Origin of the sequence: Moraxella sp. TY6 (assembly GCF_048551375.1) — a bacterium.
GTDB lineage: Bacteria > Pseudomonadota > Gammaproteobacteria > Pseudomonadales > Moraxellaceae > Faucicola.
In genome coordinates this window covers 1-16,813 of record NZ_JBLYZJ010000023.1, presented here as the reverse complement: position 1 = coordinate 16,813, position 16,813 = coordinate 1, and the positions used below count along the sequence as shown (strand labels likewise).

Annotated in this window: 12 protein-coding genes and 1 tRNA gene; 8 read left to right on the top strand and 5 right to left on the bottom strand. The window is 42.1% G+C overall.

The window, feature by feature from the left end; genetic code table 11:
- Positions 1-273 precede the first annotated feature (273 nt).
- From metH to infC, 3 genes are all read left to right on the top strand, one after another.
- Positions 274-4,041 carry a methionine synthase gene (metH, locus tag ACK1U4_RS11715; protein WP_419401899.1) on the top strand — a complete coding sequence of 1,256 codons (3,768 nt, stop codon included), beginning with the start codon at positions 274-276 and terminating at the stop codon, positions 4,039-4,041.
- A gap of 225 nt (positions 4,042-4,266) precedes the next feature.
- On the top strand, positions 4,267-6,195 hold the full coding sequence (thrS, locus tag ACK1U4_RS11710; RefSeq protein WP_419401900.1) for a threonine--tRNA ligase: 1,929 nt from the start codon (positions 4,267-4,269) through the stop codon (positions 6,193-6,195).
- Between the two features lie 275 nt (positions 6,196-6,470).
- On the top strand, positions 6,471-6,968 hold the full coding sequence (infC, locus tag ACK1U4_RS11705; RefSeq protein WP_419401910.1) for a translation initiation factor IF-3: 498 nt from the start codon (positions 6,471-6,473) through the stop codon (positions 6,966-6,968).
- Positions 6,969-7,226: 258 nt separating this feature from the next.
- On the opposite strand, the gene coaE is transcribed toward infC, so the two are convergent.
- Genes coaE through pilB form a run of 4 tightly spaced genes read right to left on the bottom strand, consistent with a single transcriptional unit; the run spans position 7,227 to position 11,723 of the window.
- On the bottom strand, positions 7,227-7,829 hold the full coding sequence (gene coaE / locus ACK1U4_RS11700) for a dephospho-CoA kinase (RefSeq protein ID WP_419401901.1): 603 nt from the start codon (positions 7,827-7,829) through the stop codon (positions 7,227-7,229).
- Positions 7,830-7,858: 29 nt separating this feature from the next.
- Positions 7,859-8,737, bottom strand: a complete 879-nt coding sequence (locus ACK1U4_RS11695) for a prepilin peptidase (RefSeq protein WP_419401902.1) — start codon at positions 8,735-8,737, stop codon at positions 7,859-7,861.
- The gene (locus tag ACK1U4_RS11690) at positions 8,737-9,960 is read right to left on the bottom strand and encodes a type II secretion system F family protein (RefSeq protein ID WP_419401903.1); all 1,224 of its coding nucleotides are present in this window, start codon (positions 9,958-9,960) and stop codon (positions 8,737-8,739) included. Before ACK1U4_RS11690 ends, ACK1U4_RS11695 begins: the two co-directional genes overlap by 1 nt.
- Positions 9,961-10,013: 53 nt before the next feature.
- Positions 10,014-11,723, bottom strand: a complete 1,710-nt coding sequence (pilB, locus tag ACK1U4_RS11685) for a type IV-A pilus assembly ATPase PilB (protein WP_419401904.1) — start codon at positions 11,721-11,723, stop codon at positions 10,014-10,016.
- 254 nt (positions 11,724-11,977) lie between these two features.
- Here pilB and tpiA point away from each other — a divergent pair, with 254 nt between their 5' ends.
- The 3 genes from tpiA (at position 11,978) to ACK1U4_RS11670 (ending at position 13,698) form a co-directional block, all read left to right on the top strand.
- Positions 11,978-12,835: a triose-phosphate isomerase gene (gene tpiA / locus ACK1U4_RS11680; RefSeq protein WP_419401905.1), complete on the top strand. Its 858-nt coding sequence runs from the start codon at positions 11,978-11,980 to the stop codon at positions 12,833-12,835.
- Positions 12,836-13,146: 311 nt separating this feature from the next.
- On the top strand, positions 13,147-13,485 hold the full coding sequence (gene secG / locus ACK1U4_RS11675) for a preprotein translocase subunit SecG (RefSeq protein ID WP_419401906.1): 339 nt from the start codon (positions 13,147-13,149) through the stop codon (positions 13,483-13,485).
- Positions 13,486-13,613: 128 nt separating this feature from the next.
- Positions 13,614-13,698: transfer RNA gene (locus tag ACK1U4_RS11670), tRNA-Leu, on the top strand.
- Positions 13,699-13,760: 62 nt separating this feature from the next.
- On the opposite strand, the gene ACK1U4_RS11665 is transcribed toward ACK1U4_RS11670, so the two are convergent.
- The gene (locus ACK1U4_RS11665) at positions 13,761-14,855 is read right to left on the bottom strand and encodes a hypothetical protein (RefSeq protein WP_419401907.1); all 1,095 of its coding nucleotides are present in this window, start codon (positions 14,853-14,855) and stop codon (positions 13,761-13,763) included.
- A 478-nt stretch (positions 14,856-15,333) separates the two neighbouring features.
- On the opposite strand from ACK1U4_RS11665, the gene ACK1U4_RS11660 reads away from it, so the two are divergent.
- Together ACK1U4_RS11660 and ACK1U4_RS11655 are read left to right on the top strand one after the other, a co-directional pair.
- Positions 15,334-16,248, top strand: coding sequence for a YagK/YfjJ domain-containing protein (locus tag ACK1U4_RS11660; RefSeq protein ID WP_419401908.1), 915 nt, complete (start codon positions 15,334-15,336; stop codon positions 16,246-16,248).
- A gap of 145 nt (positions 16,249-16,393) precedes the next feature.
- Entirely contained in the window at positions 16,394-16,729 is a 336-nt protein-coding gene (locus tag ACK1U4_RS11655; RefSeq protein ID WP_419401909.1) for a hypothetical protein, read from the top strand.
- Positions 16,730-16,813: the final 84 nt, after the last annotated feature.

The window sequence follows — 16,813 nt, the reverse complement described above, 5'->3', positions numbered from 1 at the left end:
GATATCGGTTATTACTCTCAGCTTCTCAGTCGGCTTTTGCCGAATTAAAGCTGTTGAAGACTGCGTAACTTCAGTTACTAACACCTTGTATAGCAAATAACTTAGCCATGTAATTCTCCTTTTTTTATCTAAAAATCGATATCTGTCTAAGCAATAAAATATAGACTCATCAAAACAAATATGCTCATACCATTATTCCACAATTCTAACGATTCACCCATCACAAAATGCTATAATCCTTACAAATAAGATTTCGTTTAGGATTACCAGTCAATGAGCCTCAGCACCGCCAACACCCCAGCCAATCACACCCCCCACGACCCTAGCAATTTTACCTTAACACCCCCTGCCGATTTTCCTTATAGACAAGTACAAAGCGAAAACTTCGCTCGTATCAGTGAGCTATTAAAACAACGGATTTTATTCCTTGATGGGGCGATGGGGACAGAAATTCAGAACTACAAACTGGCGGAAAGCGACTATCGTGGCGAACGCTTTGCCGACTTTGACCGTGATGTCAAAGGCAATAATGACTTGCTCGTGCTGACCCAACCGCAGATTATCCAAGCCATTCACCGCTCCTACCTAGACGCTGGGGCGGATATTATCGAAACCAACAGCTTTAACGGCACGCAAATCTCAATGGCGGATTATGGGATGCAACCGCTCGCCTATGAGATTAACAAAACTTCCGCACAACTGGCTCGCCAAGTGTGTGATGAAGTAACGGCGTTAAACCCTGCCAAACCTCGCTTTGTCGCTGGGGTTATCGGTCCGACCTCTCGCACTTGCTCAATTTCCCCTGATGTCAATGACCCTGCGTTTCGTAACGTGACCTTTGATGAGTTGGTGGATAACTACACCGAAAGCACCCTTGCCTTGATTGAAGGTGGGGCGGATTTGATTTTGATTGAAACCGTGTTTGACACCTTGAACGCCAAGGCGGCGATTTTTGCGGTGACAGGCGTGTTTGAGCAGATTGGTTTTGAACTGCCGATTATGATTTCAGGGACGATTACCGATGCCTCTGGGCGAACTTTGTCTGGGCAGACGGCTGAGGCGTTTTATAACTCGGTGCGTCATGCCAAGCCGATTTCGATTGGCTTTAACTGTGCGTTGGGGGCGGATGCCCTAAAACCACATATCAAAACCTTGTCCGATGTCTGCGAAACTTTTGTGTCCGCTCACCCCAATGCTGGCTTGCCGAATGAGTTTGGCGAATATGACGAAACCCCCGAACAGACCGCAACGATGGTGGCGGATTTTGCCAAATCGGGCTTGGTGAATATCGTGGGCGGTTGCTGTGGTACGACCCCTGCTCATATTGGCAAAATTGTCGAAATGACTTCCAAGTTCGCCCCTCGTGCTTTACCAGAATACAAACCTGCTTGCCGATTGTCAGGGCTAGAAGCCTTTAACATCACTCGTGACAGCCTGTTTGTCAATGTCGGTGAGCGTACCAACGTGACTGGTTCGAAGAAGTTTTTACGGCTGATTAAAAACGAAGAATACACCGAAGCCCTTGATGTGGCTCGTGACCAAGTCGATGGCGGTGCGATGATTGTCGATATCAACATGGACGAAGCCATGCTCGACAGCAAGCAAGCCATGATACATTTTATCAATCTCATTGCCAGTGAGCCTGACATTAGCCGTGTGCCGTTGATGATTGATTCGTCAAAATGGGATATCATCGAAGCAGGGCTAAAATGCACGCAAGGCAAGGCGGTGGTCAATTCCATATCCTTAAAAGAAGGCTACGATGAATTTGTAGAAAAAGCCAAGCTGTGTCGGCGTTATGGCTCGGCGATTATCGTGATGGCGTTTGATGAGCAAGGGCAAGCCGATACCTTTGAGCGAAAGGTTCAGATTTGTAAGCGTTCTTATGACATTTTGGTCAATGAAGTCGGTTTTCCCAGTGAAGATATTATTTTTGACCCCAATATTTTTGCGGTGGCGACAGGCATTGAAGAGCATAATAACTACGGCTTGGACTTTATCAATGCGACCAAGTGGATTACCGACAACCTGCCGAATGCGATGGTGTCTGGCGGTGTGTCGAATGTGTCGTTTTCGTTCCGTGGCAATCCGATTCGTGAAGCGATTCATGCGGTGTTTTTGTACCATGCGATTAACAACGGCATGACCATGGGGATTGTGAATCCTGCGATGCTTGAGCTGTACGATGATATCGAAAAAGATGCCCGTGATGCGATTGAAGATGTGATTTTGAACCGCAAACAGGGCGACAGTGGTCAAGATGCCACCGACCATTTGATGCAAGTGGCGGAAAATTATCTCAGTGGTAAGAAAAAAGACAGCACGGTGGATTTATCATGGCGTGAATTGCCTGTCGAAAAACGTATCGAACACGCCCTTGTCAAAGGGGTGACGACTTATATCGACCAAGACACCGAAGAAGCACGGCAAAAATACCCACGTCCGCTGGATGTCATCGAAGGGCCTTTGATGGACGGCATGAACGTGGTGGGTGACTTGTTTGGGGCGGGCAAAATGTTTTTACCGCAAGTGGTAAAATCTGCTCGTGTGATGAAGCAAGCGGTGGCGTGGCTCAATCCGTATATCGAAGCCGAAAAAATCGCAGGGCAGTCCAAAGGCAAGGTGCTGATGGCAACCGTCAAAGGTGACGTGCATGATATCGGTAAAAATATCGTCGGCGTGGTACTGGGCTGTAATGGCTATGAAATCGTTGATTTGGGCGTCATGGTGCCTTGTGAAAAAATCCTACAGGTAGCCAAAGACGAAAAAGTCGATATCATCGGGCTGTCAGGCTTAATCACCCCCAGCCTTGATGAAATGGTCTATGTCGCCAAGCAAATGCAAGAACAGGGCTTTACCCTACCCTTGATGATAGGCGGAGCGACCACATCCAAAGCCCATACCGCCGTCAAAATCGAACCGAATTACCAAAATGATGCAGTCGTGTATGTGGCGGATGCCAGTCGTGCGGTGGGTGTGGCTACGACCCTATTGTCAAAAGAAAAACGAGGCGACTTTATCAACGATTTACGCACGGAATATGCGGAAGTCCGTGAACGCCTTGCCAACCGCCAACCCAAAGCCCCTAAACTGTCGTATGCCGAATCTATTGAACAAGGCTTTGCCTTTGACTGGGAAAACTACACACCGCCTAAGCCTAATACATTAGGGCAAATCGTACTAGATGACTATCCGCTTGCAAATTTATTGCCGTATATTGACTGGACGCCGTTCTTTATCTCATGGGGACTGGTCGGCAAATATCCAAAAATCTTTGATGATGAAGTGGTCGGCACAGAAGCCAAAGACCTGTTTGCCAATGCCCAAGCGATGATAAACAAGCTGATTGATGAACAACTGGTCACAGCAAAAGCGGTATTCAAAATCGCCCCTGCCGCACGCTCACAAGCCGACAGCGTGCAAGTGTTTGACGAAAATAACCAAGTGACGCACACCTTTGAACACCTACGCCAACAATCGGACAAAGCCAGTGGCAAGCCAAATTATAGTTTAGCGGACTTTGTATCGCCACAGGGTGAGGATTATTTAGGTGGCTTTACCGTGTCGCTGTTTGGGGCAGATGAACTTGCCAATGAGTATAAAGCCAAAGGCGATGATTATTCAGCGATTATGGTACAAGCGATTTGCGACCGTTTTGCCGAAGCCTTTGCCGAAAAACTGCATGAGCTGATTCGTAAAGAATACTGGGGCTATCAAGCCGATGAAAGCTTGACCAACGAAGAGCTGATTAAAGAAAAGTATGTTGGTATCCGCCCAGCTCCGGGTTATCCTGCCTGTCCTGACCATACCGAAAAAGGCAAGCTGTTTGATTGGCTTGATACGACCAATGCGATTGGTACGTTCTTGACGGAAAGCTATGCCATGTATCCACCGTCTAGCGTGAGTGGGTTTTATTACTCGCACCCAGAGAGTGTGTATTTTAATGTGGGTAAAATCAGCCAAGACCAGTTGGAAGACTATGCCAAGCGGAAAGGGTGGGATAAACAAACTGCGGAAAAATGGCTAAATCCGAATTTGTAAGCAACTTTTTTTTACAGCAACTTTTTGTTATACTTAACGATTCGCAATGTTTTGTTGATGAACGCTCACCCATGACATTGCTGTCACAACCTCGAGAATGTGGGCAAAACAAACAAGGTATGTTTGACATTACCCCCTGATTTCTCAAATACATTTATCCACTCTAGCGGTTATATGACCGATGGTTGCGGTCATCACTGCCAACGGAAAACTTAGGAAAACATCATGGTAGCAATTACTTTACCCAATGGCGATATCAAACAATTTGACGGTCAAACCACGGTGATGGAAATCGCCCAAAGCATCGGTGCAGGGCTTGCCAAAGCCACGGTTGCAGGCAAAGTCAACGGCAAACTGGTGGACGCTTGCGACCCCATCACCCAAGATGCCACAGTTCAAATTATCACCCCAAAAGACCAAGAAGGGGTTGAAATCATTCGCCACTCGACCGCCCACTTACTCGGTCATGCGGTCAAACAACTCTACCCTGATGTTAAAATGGTCATCGGGCCTGTCATCGAAGAGGGGTTCTATTACGATATTTACAGTGAAAAACCTTTCACCCCAGAAGACATGGAAAAAATCGAAGCTCGCATGATTGAGCTGATTAACCAAGATTACGATGTCATCAAAAAAGTCACCCCTCGTGACGAAGTGTTAGCCGTATTCAAACAACGTGGCGAAGACTACAAAATCCGTCTAGTCGAAGATATGCCAGACGAAAAAGCAATGGGCTTATATTATCACCAAGAATACATTGATATGTGTCGAGGGCCTCACGTTCCCAACACTCGTTTCTTAAAAGCCTTTAAACTCACCAAAATGAGCGGTGCATACTGGCGTGGTGATGCCAAAAACGAACAATTACAACGTATCTATGGTACAGCGTGGGCGGATAAAAAAGAACTCAAAGCCTACCTTGAGCGTATCGAAGAAGCTGAAAAACGTGATCACCGTAAAATCGGTAAAGCATTGGATTTATTCCATATGCAAGAAGAAGCCCCCGGAATGGTATTTTGGCACGCCAATGGCTGGACGATTTATCAAGTGCTTGAGCAATATATGCGAAAAGTGCAAAAAGACAACGGCTACCAAGAAATCAAAACCCCTCAAGTGGTTGACCGTAGCCTATGGGAAAAATCAGGGCATTGGGGCAATTACGCCACCAATATGTTTACCACTGCCTCTGAAAGCCGTGACTTTGCCATCAAACCAATGAACTGCCCTTGCCATATTCAAGTGTTTAACCAAGGGCTAAAATCTTACCGTGATTTACCATTGCGTCTTGCCGAATTTGGCTCATGCCACCGTAACGAACCGTCTGGCTCATTGCATGGCTTGATGCGTGTGCGTGGCTTTGTACAAGATGATGCCCATATTTTTTGTTCACAAAGTCAATTGAAAGAAGAAGTTGCCAACTTTATCAAATTAACCTTAGATGTTTATCGAGATTTCGGTTTTGACGACATCATTATGAAACTTTCGACTCGCCCAGAAAAACGTGTGGGGACAGAAGAGTCATGGGATTTTGCCGAAAAAGCCCTTGCAGATGCGTTAGACCTCGCAGGACTTGATTGGCAATATTTACCAGGAGAAGGGGCGTTTTATGGGCCAAAAATCGAATTTAGCCTAAAAGACTGCTTAGGTCGTGTTTGGCAATGCGGTACAATTCAAGTTGACCCCAATATGCCTGAACGTCTAGGGGCAGAGTTTGTCAATGAGCAAGGCGAGCGAGAAATGCCGTTGATGCTCCACCGAGCGATTTTGGGTTCGTTTGAGCGTTTTATCGGTATCTTGATTGAGCATTATGCAGGTTGGATGCCAGCGTGGCTTGCCCCAACGCAAGTTGTGGTGATGAATATCACTGATAATCAAGCCGAAGCCTGTGAAAACGTGGCAAAACAGCTTAATGACGCAGGGCTACGAGTGATTACCGATTTGCGTAACGAAAAAATTGGCTTTAAAATCCGTGAACGCACCCTAGAGCGTATTCCGTTTATGGTGGTGATGGGTGATAAAGAAGTTGAGGCAGGTCAAGTCAACGTGCGTACTCGTAAGGGTGAAAACCTAGGTGTAATGAGCGTGGATGCGTTTGTTGAATTGGTGAACCAAGCCATCGCCCAAAAAGGGCGTATCACAAAAAAAGCTGAATAATATCCAACCCAATAAATATTGTATTATAGTCGTTTAAATTAGCAATAAAACAGGATTTGTAGGGGCGTATTGCATACGCCCAAACTACCATTATCAAACAAAGGGCGTAAGCATTACGCCCCTACCATTTAAACCCTTGGATTTTATATAAGATGAATATCCCTGTTTTTTTATTTTATGTGAATTAAACTTGTAACCTTATTAAAACCTTAGTAAAATTAAGGTTTCTATCATTTTTAGGAGTAAGACCTATTAAACCATCAAATCGATTAAACATCAACGAGGAAATTCGTGCCAAAGAGGTACGCCTAGTCAAAGAAGACGGCGAGCAAGTTGGTGTTGTGGATATTAAAACGGCTCTACAGACCGCCCGTGATGCTGAATTGGATTTGGTTGAGATAGTACCAGATGCAAAGCCACCTGTTGCCAAGGTCATGGACTACAGAAAATACCTGTATGACCAAAAACAAAAAGCCAAAGAAGCCAAAAAGAACCAAAAACAAACGCAACTTAAAGAAATGAAATTGCGTCCGGGTACAGAAGAAGCAGACTACCAAGTCAAACTGCGTAAAATCCGTGAGTTCTTGGAAGACCAAGACAAAGTGAAAGTCACCATTCGCTTCCGTGGTCGTGAAATGGCTCACCAACAAATCGGCTTGGCACAGCTTGAAAAAGTCATCGCAGATACCGCCGATATCGGTAACGTTGAGCAAGCCCCCAAAGTTGAAGGTCGTCAGATGGGTATGCTACTTGGACCAACTAAGAAAAAATAACCTTTGGTCAAGCAATACTACCAACAAAAATCCCACATTCGTGATGACTGTGGGATTTTTTAATAAATATAGCCGTTTAAACTACAAATAAGACAGTTTCGTAGGGGCGTATTGCATACGCCCAACATTTCAAAGTCTTATTTTTAATTTAATTCACTATATCTTTCTAAACCATCTAAATCACTAAGTGGCGTGGGTTAGCAAAGTGTTACCCACGACCTATTGCCTAAAAAATAGATTCGGAAAAGCGTTTCAATATTAGTTCGCCATTGCCAAATAGCGTTGGTGAAAACTCGCTAATTGCAAATATAACGCTTCTAAACTACCATTATTTTCAACAACATCATCAGCTTTTGCCAAACGTGCTTCACGACTTAGTTGATTTGCCATGATGTGTTTGATTTTGGCTTGGTCTTGCCCATCTCGTTGACTTGCTCGTTCAAGCTGTAATGCTTCTGTGGTATCAACCACCATCACTCGATCACATAAGCTAGCTAATCCTGCTTCTGCCCCTTCGAGTAATAATGGGGCGACCAAGATGGTGTAAGGCGACTGACTATCTTTGAGTAATTGTTGGGCAAGATGACGAATCGCAGGATGGGTAATCTGCTCCAAATCCATCAAGGCTTGTGGGCGGTTAAAGACATACTCACGCACAGCACGGCGGTCTAGCTCACCTGCCGAATCCAGTACCCAATCACCAAACTTTGCCACAATTTTGGCAAGTGTGGGCGAACCCTTTTTGACCACATCACGAGCAAGTATGTCAGCATCAATCACATCAATGCCTTGTGCTTCAAACCAACCACTGGCTTGGCTTTTACCACTACCAATACCCCCTGTCAAACCAATGACTAGCATCCCAACTCCTTGCTATTGTGTGTTGTATGTTAAGGTTGCATCGTTCCTAAATACCAGTGCATGATATCATTGCCAAATAACAACGCTACCATGCCTGCCATAGCGATATAAGGACCAAACGCAAATGGCTTACTTTCACCTGCCCGTTTCATCAAAATCACACCAATGATTGAGCCAATCACGGCGGATAAAAATACAATTAACGGCAACATCATTGGACCTAACCAAGCACCCAAGGCAGCAAGAAGCTTAAAATCACCATGCCCCATGCCATGCTTGCCTGTCAACAATAAAAACACCTTATACACAATCCATAAACATAAAAAACCAATCACATAGCCAAAAATTGCTTGCGTTGGGCTAACAAATACCCCATAAACGTTCACAAACAATCCCAGCCCTGCCAATGGTAAGGTAAAACGGTCAGGTAATAACTGGGTGTCAAAATCAATGCCTGTCAAAGCCACCAACATCCAAGTCAGCAATAACCCTGCCATTGCTTGAGCGGTAACACCAAACTGTACCACCACCAATACCGACAAAATAGCGGTGATAATCTCTACCATCGGATAACGAAAGCTGATGGGGTTTTTGCAGTCACTGCATTTGCCTCTAAGTGCGAGCCAACTCACCACAGGAATATTTTCATACCAGCGGATTTGATGCCCACAATGCGGACAACGTGAGGGAGGAAAACTCAAGGTAATAGGGACAGGTGTTTCGACAGGCTCATCAGGATGCAGTAGATACTGGCATTCGGTTTTCCACTGTTGTTCCATCATTAATGGCGTACGATAAATCACCACATTTAAAAAACTCCCCACACATAGCCCTAAAATAGCTACAGCTATCATGGCAAGCATGGGTAATTGTTGTAACAAATCGATAATTTCTGAAAAAGCACCCATTAGCCGACCACCGAACCCATTTGGAAGATGGGCAAGTACATCGCAATTACTAGACCACCCACTAATACCCCCAAAATTGCCATAATTAATGGTTCCATCAAACTGGTTAAACCATCCACGGCATTATCCACTTCATTTTCATAATAGGTGGCGACTTTATCTAGCATTTCTTCTAGACTACCTGCTTCCTCACCAATACCTACCATCTGAATTGCCATACTGGGGAATAAATTGGTCGAACGCATGGCAAACTGCATTTGCTGTCCTGTGGCAACATCTTGTTTGATTTTTTGGGTGGCATCATAAAACACCACATTATTGGTCGCACCCGCCGTGGAGTCTAACGCATCAATCAAAGGAACACCCGCCGCAAAGGTGGTTGATAAGGTACGAGCAAATCTAGCAACCACCGCTTGATATGCAATGTTGCCAAAAATAGGTGCTTTTAAAGTTAACCTATCCAAAAAATCTCGAAAGGCTTTACTGCGTTTCTTACCTTCAGAAAAACCTATAACAGCTCCTGCAATACTAAACAACAATACCCACCACCATTTCTTCATCCATTCCGACATATTCACGACCATTTGGGTAAAGGCAGGTAATTCCGCCCCAAATGAATTAAATAAGCCAGCAAACACTGGTACTACCTTTACCAACAGAATAATGGTAACAATAATTGCAACTACAATCACTGCAATGGGGTATTTCATGGCTTTTTTAATTTTGGCTTTTAGCATTTCGCTTTTTTCTTTATAAACCGCCACCCGTTCTAGCATGGTTTCTAATGCACCCGATTGCTCACCCGCCCCAACTAATGAACAAAACAGCTCATCAAAATAACGGGGATGCTTACGCAAAGCTGTTTCAAAGTTACTCCCTGCCTCAATATCAGCTTTTAGCTTTAACACCAAGTCTTTCATATTAGGATTTTCAAGAGCGTCCGCCACAATTTCAAATGATTGGGTCAGTGGTACACCTGCCTTCATCATGGTGGCAAGCTGACGCACAAAAATCGCAATATCAATCGCTTTAATTGCCTTTCCCCCTTTAAAAAGGGGTTTGGGTTTTTTCTTGATGTTTTTAATTGTGATGCCCTGCTTACGCAGTTGGGCTCTGGCAAGTTCAATGCTACGACTGGTCGCTTCACCTTTGACTTTTTCACCACGGCGATTAGTGCCTTCATAGACAAAGTCCATCAACATTTCGGTCTGTACTTTTGCCATCGTTATTTCCTCAAATTACTTTGTTATTGCTGTTATGATTATCTGATAAGCGGTTACTCACTGGTAACACGGTACATTTCTTGAACACTGGTCAACCCTTGTAACACTTTCATAATCCCTGAACGGCGTAAATCTCGAAAACCTTGCTGTAAGGCTGCATCTTTAATTTGAATCGCATTACCATCTTCCATGATAATCCGAGAAATCTCTGGGGTGACTTTCATCACTTCATACACACCGACTCGCCCTTTATAACCCTCACGGCATTCTGAGCAACCGACAGGTTCGTAAATCACATTGTCAGGATTAGCTAAATCTTCTTCAGTAAAGCCCATTTCAAGTAAACTTTGTTTGGGTAAATCAGTGGGTTTTTTACACGCTTTACAGAGTCGTCTTGCCAAACGTTGGGCAATTACCAAATTGACGGAGGTCGCAATGTTAAAAGAAGCCACCCCCATGTTCCGCAGACGTGTCAAGGTTTCTGGTGCTGAGTTGGTATGCAAGGTCGATAAGACCATGTGACCTGTTTGGGCAGCCTTGATGGCAATTTCCGCCGTTTCTAGGTCACGGATTTCCCCTACCATCACAATGTCAGGGTCTTGACGTAAGAAAGCTTTTAAGGCACTGGAAAAGGTCAAGCCCACTTTATTATTAACGTTAACTTGGTTAATCCCTTCAAGGTTAATCTCAACAGGATCTTCTGCAGTTGAGATATTAGTTTCAACGGTATTTAAAATATTTAACCCTGTATACAATGATACGGTTTTACCAGAACCTGTCGGTCCTGTAATCAGTAGCATGCCTTGAGGTTTATCTAAAGCTTCCATAAACATTGCTTTTTGGTCTGGCTCATAACCCAACGCATCAATCCCCAGCATGGCTGATGAAGGGTCAAGAATACGCAATACCAATTTCTCACCAAATAAAGTAGGACAAGAGTTGACACGAAAATCAATGGCTCGCTCTTTGGAGATTTTTAGTTTAATACGACCATCTTGGGGTACACGGCGTTCTGAAATATCCATTTGCGACATCACCTTCAGACGGGCCGCAATCTTGCCTGATAATTGCATAGGGGGGTTAGCAATTTTTTGTAAGACCCCATCAATACGAAAGCGGACTCGGTAGGATTTTTCATACGGCTCAAAATGTAAGTCTGATGCTCCCATAGTGATTGCTTTGATTAGCATACTATTGACAAACTTGACCACAGGGGCATCATCGGTCGAATCCAGCGTGGTTTCTCCACTGTCTGCTTCCTTACCTTGCTCCTCATCATCAAAGCTTGACCCATCAAAATCCCCAAAATCTTGTAAACTAGAAGCCGAAAACAATTTTTCAATGGTGGCTTTAATTTTATGATGTTCTGCCACCACGGTTTCGACTGCTAGGCGTGTGCCAAATCGCAACGCATCCAGTGCATCTGCACGTGTAGGGTCACTCATCGCCACAAACAAGCGATTGCCACGCTGAAAAACTGGCAATACCATAAAATCACGAATGATTTTTTCTTCAACGGCGGTTTTTGGAATATACTCTAAATTAAGGGAATCCAAATCAATGAGTGGATCGCCAAACTCTCGTGCAATCAACCAAGCGATGGCATCAGGGCGAGCCATTTTATTATCAACCAAATAGGCAATTAAATTCGCCCGTTCTTGTTGTGACTGCTCCAATGCCTTTTGCATGGTGGCTTCATCAACCAAGCCCTCTTGTACCAAACGTAACGCAATGCCACCAAAATTGGGGAATGAGGTAGACATAATACCGTCCTATTATCAATTTTTATCAATCATATATTCATATGTTATTGTAGGGTATAAAACTTGTTGTTATATTAACATAACCTATCATATTATAGTGTAAACCATTATCGTGCAATGACCAAAATAATCTCGATAAAATTGTGGCTTATACGATAAAAATTTTCTGCAACCACGCCAAATACCTTATATAATAACCACCAAATATTCAATCCCCTTATCCGCTATTTATCGCCAATCAAAAGGTTGATGCCATGAGCCACCCAACTACCCTACTCACTTATCCAACTGCTTGGCTTGTCGCCAACTGGAAAATGAACCCAACCCACCCAAAAGAAGCCCAAGACTTACTACACGCCTTATCAGCCTTATTATTAAAAACCCAATCAACTACTGAATTGCAAACTGAGCCGACCTGTCATCAACAAATCGTACTAGCCCCCAGTTTTTTACACCTACCACAAGTGCTAGACTGGGTGGCAACCGACATGCCTCAATATCAGCCAGCCATCAGCGTTGCCAGCCAAAACCTCTGTGCCTATGATGCCAACAAAGGGGCGTATACCGGAGAAGTATCAGCCCAACAATTAGCGGATATTGGGGTCGAATGGGTTATCATCGGACATTCTGAACGCCGTCAATACTTTATGGAAGATAACGACTGCCTTGCCCAAAAAATCCAGTGTGCCTTACAAGCAGGTTTAAAAGTCATTTTTTGTATTGGAGAAACTGAAGCCCAATACGAAGCCCAACAAACCCAAACCGTCTTAGCAGAACAACTTGCCGTGCTATCGCAGTTTACTGAACAACTAAGTCAATCCGTTAATCAAGCACCCCAACTACTGGTCGCTTACGAGCCTGTTTGGGCGATTGGCACAGGCAAAGTCCCTACCACGGACGAAGTTCAGCACATTCATGCCTTTATCCGTCAACAACTGGCAAGCTATCACCCCAATTTAGCACAAACTGCAATTTTATATGGCGGTAGTGTCAAAGCCGATAATGCCAAGGACTTTGCCCAATACCCTGATGTTAGTGGTGTATTGGTAGGCGGTGCTTCGCTGAATGCAGAGAGCTTTTATCAAATTATTAATGCGTTTGGCTCTAAATAATTTAAAATAATATTTCGTCATCTTGGGCGTAAGCATTACGCCCCTACAACACCCACCTTATTTCTTATTGGAACAACTATAGTTAATCCGAAATTAAAATGAACACCGCTCGCCCTGAGCCTGTCGAAGGGTGGTGGTCGTTATGGTTCGACAAGCTCACCACGAACGACCTTGTTCACTATAATTCAGTTTTTACTATATTTTGAACCACCATAATCGCAAACTACAAAAAATCTAAACAATTTTGCTAAAAATATCCGTAAAAAACCGCTATAATAGGCGGTTATCATGTCCAATTATCGAGGGTATCTATGTACACAGCCGTTTTAGCCATTCATATCATTGTGGCAATCGCCATGATTGGGTTGATTCTCATTCAACATGGTAAAGGGGCAGACGCAGGGGCATCTTTTGGGGCAGGTAGCTCGGCAACGGTATTTGGGGCGGCAGGCTCTGCCAACTTTTTGACACGCACCACGGCTGTGTTGACCGCCATTTTTTTCATCACCAGTATGACATTAGCGGTATTTGCCAAACAACAAGCCAAATCTAGCTATAGCTTAGACACCACTGGTTTAGAGAGTAAAAGCGTTTCTGCACCTGTAACGCCGACAGCCCCTCAGCCAGCGACCCCAAAATCGAGCAACTAATTGCATCATTGGTCAAAAAATAGCGGTCGCCAGTGGATTGAGAAAAAACACTTGCCAAATCGTATGGCTTCCCCTATTATATTGCGTCTAATTCAATGACTTGTCCAAGTGTTTGGTCATGTATTTTTGCGATTGTGGTGGAATTGGTAGACACGCTACCTTGAGGTGGTAGTGCCGTAAGGTGTGAGGGTTCGAGTCCCTCCATTCGCACCAAACTTATATATTAAGTTATTGAAAATATTGGTAAATTTATAAATATGATTTATTAGTGTACCTCACAGTGTACCTTTAACATACTCCTCACTATCCCAAATTTGATTGCTATTTTGGCGATTTGCCTCCGCTTCATCAAGCGTATTACTCTTCAACCTAGCTTTAGGCATTTTGGTTTTATCTAACCCCAAACCAATATAAGTCTCTTTAATCAAAGACTTTAACGTCTCATTAACTGGTGTATCTTGTTGCTTTGAGATTTCCTCTAACATTTTAAGCGTTTTTCTATCTAACTTTATTTGGTTGTCTTTTTTCCTTAAAGCCTTATTATGGGTGTTCCAAGCATTTCTTATTTTTTTAATAAACTCATCCTTCAAGGGCATACTCTCCATAGATACAGAGCCTTTCTGACCAACCAAAACACCTTGATACTTGCCTAATACTTCCGAAGTCGTTGGTTGATTCAAAAACTCCCAAATAGACATAACACTATGAGCATATTTTAAGTGGTACTCACCATCATAAGGTTCAATATCGCTTAAAAGATTAAACTGAAGCCCAGTTCTAGGTTTATACTTTGCAAACCAATCTAAAAATCTTTTATCGTTTTTTTTCAACCAGCCTAAAAATTTTATATCGCTCTTAAAGGTAAAATATTTAACTTTAATCGCCTCAAGAAAAGTTTTTTTGAATGACGAATGTCTCTCAGATTCTCCATGAATTATTAAGACATCCTTAATATATGTAAAATCAAACCTATCGATTTTATCTATTAAAATATCATAAGCTTGCCTTGATGTATTTATCGCTTCATCAATTTTTATACCATTTCTTTTAAAAAGTACAATTAAAAATATTATTGCTAATGTATCTTTTTTTAGCCAATCAAACTCTCTTTCGTTTAACTGATACTCAAGCTTCTTAAACATAATATCAGACCAAACATGACTGAATTGTGGATAAAAAATTATAGAATAATTAATTAAATGTATATAATCATTTTTTGTAAAATTACTCACCTCTCTATCATCCAAACTTTTATCATGTTTTTTTAGCTTATTAAACACCCATTTCAACTCTCTGAGTGAAAACTTATTAAGTTGTTTCTGGATTTTAGCTTGCTCTTTTTTAATCCTATCAACAGAATCAACCCCCATGATAACGCCCCTTATTATATTAAAAACCAATTGAAGCAACCTAGGCATTTTACAAACTACCATTAAGTCCCACTCATTTTATTGTACTAAGGTCACTCACTATTTACTACCATATTTTTTTTCAGCTATCAAGATAAAATCTGGGATTAATTCGATTTTTTCACTATTTTTTCATTAACTTCATCTTGTATCATGTAATAGTTTTATCCTTGTAACAAGCAACTATAAATAACAGGCTTTTCGTAAAAGCCAACAATCTACTAAGTGGGTTTTTAATATAATAAATATATGTCATGATTGATTAAGTTGCCTATCAGATAAAACTTCATATAAGGCAATAGTAAACTCAACTTATATCTACATGATATCAGTACATTATGTAAATAGGTAATAAATAATATATTGTTACTCAACTTTAAAAAAATACCATTTAGATACTTCCTATGAGATATCACTAATTTTTAATAGGAGAGTATAAATGTACTACGATTCCCACTTAACTCACGAAGGCAAGTTACTTTCCGAAGTTAATTTACTTGTAAAGGCTGTGCTTGGTTTGGTCGATTATCAAGATTTACACATTGCCAATTTGGAAGGAATTTATTTAGCTATTCTGAAATATTTAGACAGTAACAAAAATACAATATCCCTCAGAACCCATGCAAAAACCATCAGTGTTTTTATCGAATGGTGTTTATCTATTCCTCAAACTATAGACCGTATCGGTTACATCAACCTAGAAAATCTTAGACAGTTTGTAATGCCTTATCGGGAAGAAATAGTTAAAGAAAACATAAAACTACAAAGGCAAGAGGTCAACAATAGATTATCTTTAACTTCATACATTGACAGTCTAATATGTCATTACGCAAGATTATTATTTATTCGGATTGATTTAAGCTACAAAACAAGTTATCCAATTTCGATAAATATTGATGATTTCTATGCTCATTTTAGTTTATTAAAGCAACGTATCAGCAATGGGGATACCTGCTTCAAGAATTTACAAGGTTATGCTTGGGCTTTAGAGCAAGGGGTAGAAGGAGGTTATCATTGTCATTTGTTGCTTATTTATGATGGTGCTAAACATCAAAATGATTATTATCTTGCACAATCCGTTGGGGAAGCATGGACACAAATAACTAGCCAAACAGGAAAGTTTTTTAATTGTAATACTACTGAACACAAACAATATTTTCAAAATACTGGTAGATTAGGGATTGGTATGATTCATAGGCAAAATAGCCTTGAGGTTAAAAATGCTTTAGATACCGCTAGTTATCTTGTCAACCCTGAAAAAACCGAACAATTCTTAATGGTTCGCCCAAACGGCATGCGTACCTTTGGCAAAGGACAATTCAATGTTGGTTGGCGGAGAGGTATTGCTTCATAGGTAAAAAACTTCAGATATATAGTATTTCTGTGAAAGATGACCGTTATCTTTTAACGATATCTCATTTAATGGTCAATCAAAGAAGGTCTGTCATGCAAATGACAGACCTTTTTTATGCCCTAAAATTCATCAATGGAGAAAGAACATGACGCAACTTTGCCCCAAATGCTTTAGCAATCATGTTGTTCCTGTAACAACCGCTAATCCCAATTTCCCACAATCACTCGAACCCACCTTGCTATCCCCTGCGGTGTTAGCCAGTGTTGGGGCGAGTGTGTGTAAACAAACATCCCTACCACAAAGTGTAGGGGTGATTCTTGGCACTATCTTTGGGCTTGCCTTAGCCAATTTTAGTAAGCCTATCAATAGCCGTAGTTTTTATTGTTGCAAATGTCATCAAGTGTTTGAGGTGGACAATCAGCCTTTGACCCACCAAAAACAAGATATTGGCTATCAATCTCAACTATCCCAATCAAATTAACTCAATCTATAGTTAAAGAAACCTAAAAATGCTACAATAATAAAATGGCATACTCAACCGACTACCGACAAATGATATTGGATA

Bases quoted from the DNA above. Each gene is read 5' to 3' on its own strand.
- metH (WP_419401899.1), top strand. From the start codon at position 274: ATGAGCCTCAGCACCGCCAACACCCCAGCCAATCACACCCCCCACGAC.
- thrS (WP_419401900.1), top strand. From the start codon at position 4,267: ATGGTAGCAATTACTTTACCCAATGGCGATATCAAACAATTTGACGGT.
- coaE (WP_419401901.1), bottom strand. From the start codon at position 7,829: ATGCTAGTCATTGGTTTGACAGGGGGTATTGGTAGTGGTAAAAGCCAA.
- ACK1U4_RS11695 (WP_419401902.1), bottom strand. From the start codon at position 8,737: ATGGGTGCTTTTTCAGAAATTATCGATTTGTTACAACAATTACCCATG.
- ACK1U4_RS11690 (WP_419401903.1), bottom strand. From the start codon at position 9,960: ATGGCAAAAGTACAGACCGAAATGTTGATGGACTTTGTCTATGAAGGC.
- pilB (WP_419401904.1), bottom strand. From the start codon at position 11,723: ATGTCTACCTCATTCCCCAATTTTGGTGGCATTGCGTTACGTTTGGTA.
- tpiA (WP_419401905.1), top strand. From the start codon at position 11,978: ATGAGCCACCCAACTACCCTACTCACTTATCCAACTGCTTGGCTTGTC.
- secG (WP_419401906.1), top strand. From the start codon at position 13,147: ATGTACACAGCCGTTTTAGCCATTCATATCATTGTGGCAATCGCCATG.
- ACK1U4_RS11665 (WP_419401907.1), bottom strand. From the start codon at position 14,855: ATGGGGGTTGATTCTGTTGATAGGATTAAAAAAGAGCAAGCTAAAATC.
- ACK1U4_RS11660 (WP_419401908.1), top strand. From the start codon at position 15,334: ATGTACTACGATTCCCACTTAACTCACGAAGGCAAGTTACTTTCCGAA.
- ACK1U4_RS11655 (WP_419401909.1), top strand. From the start codon at position 16,394: ATGACGCAACTTTGCCCCAAATGCTTTAGCAATCATGTTGTTCCTGTA.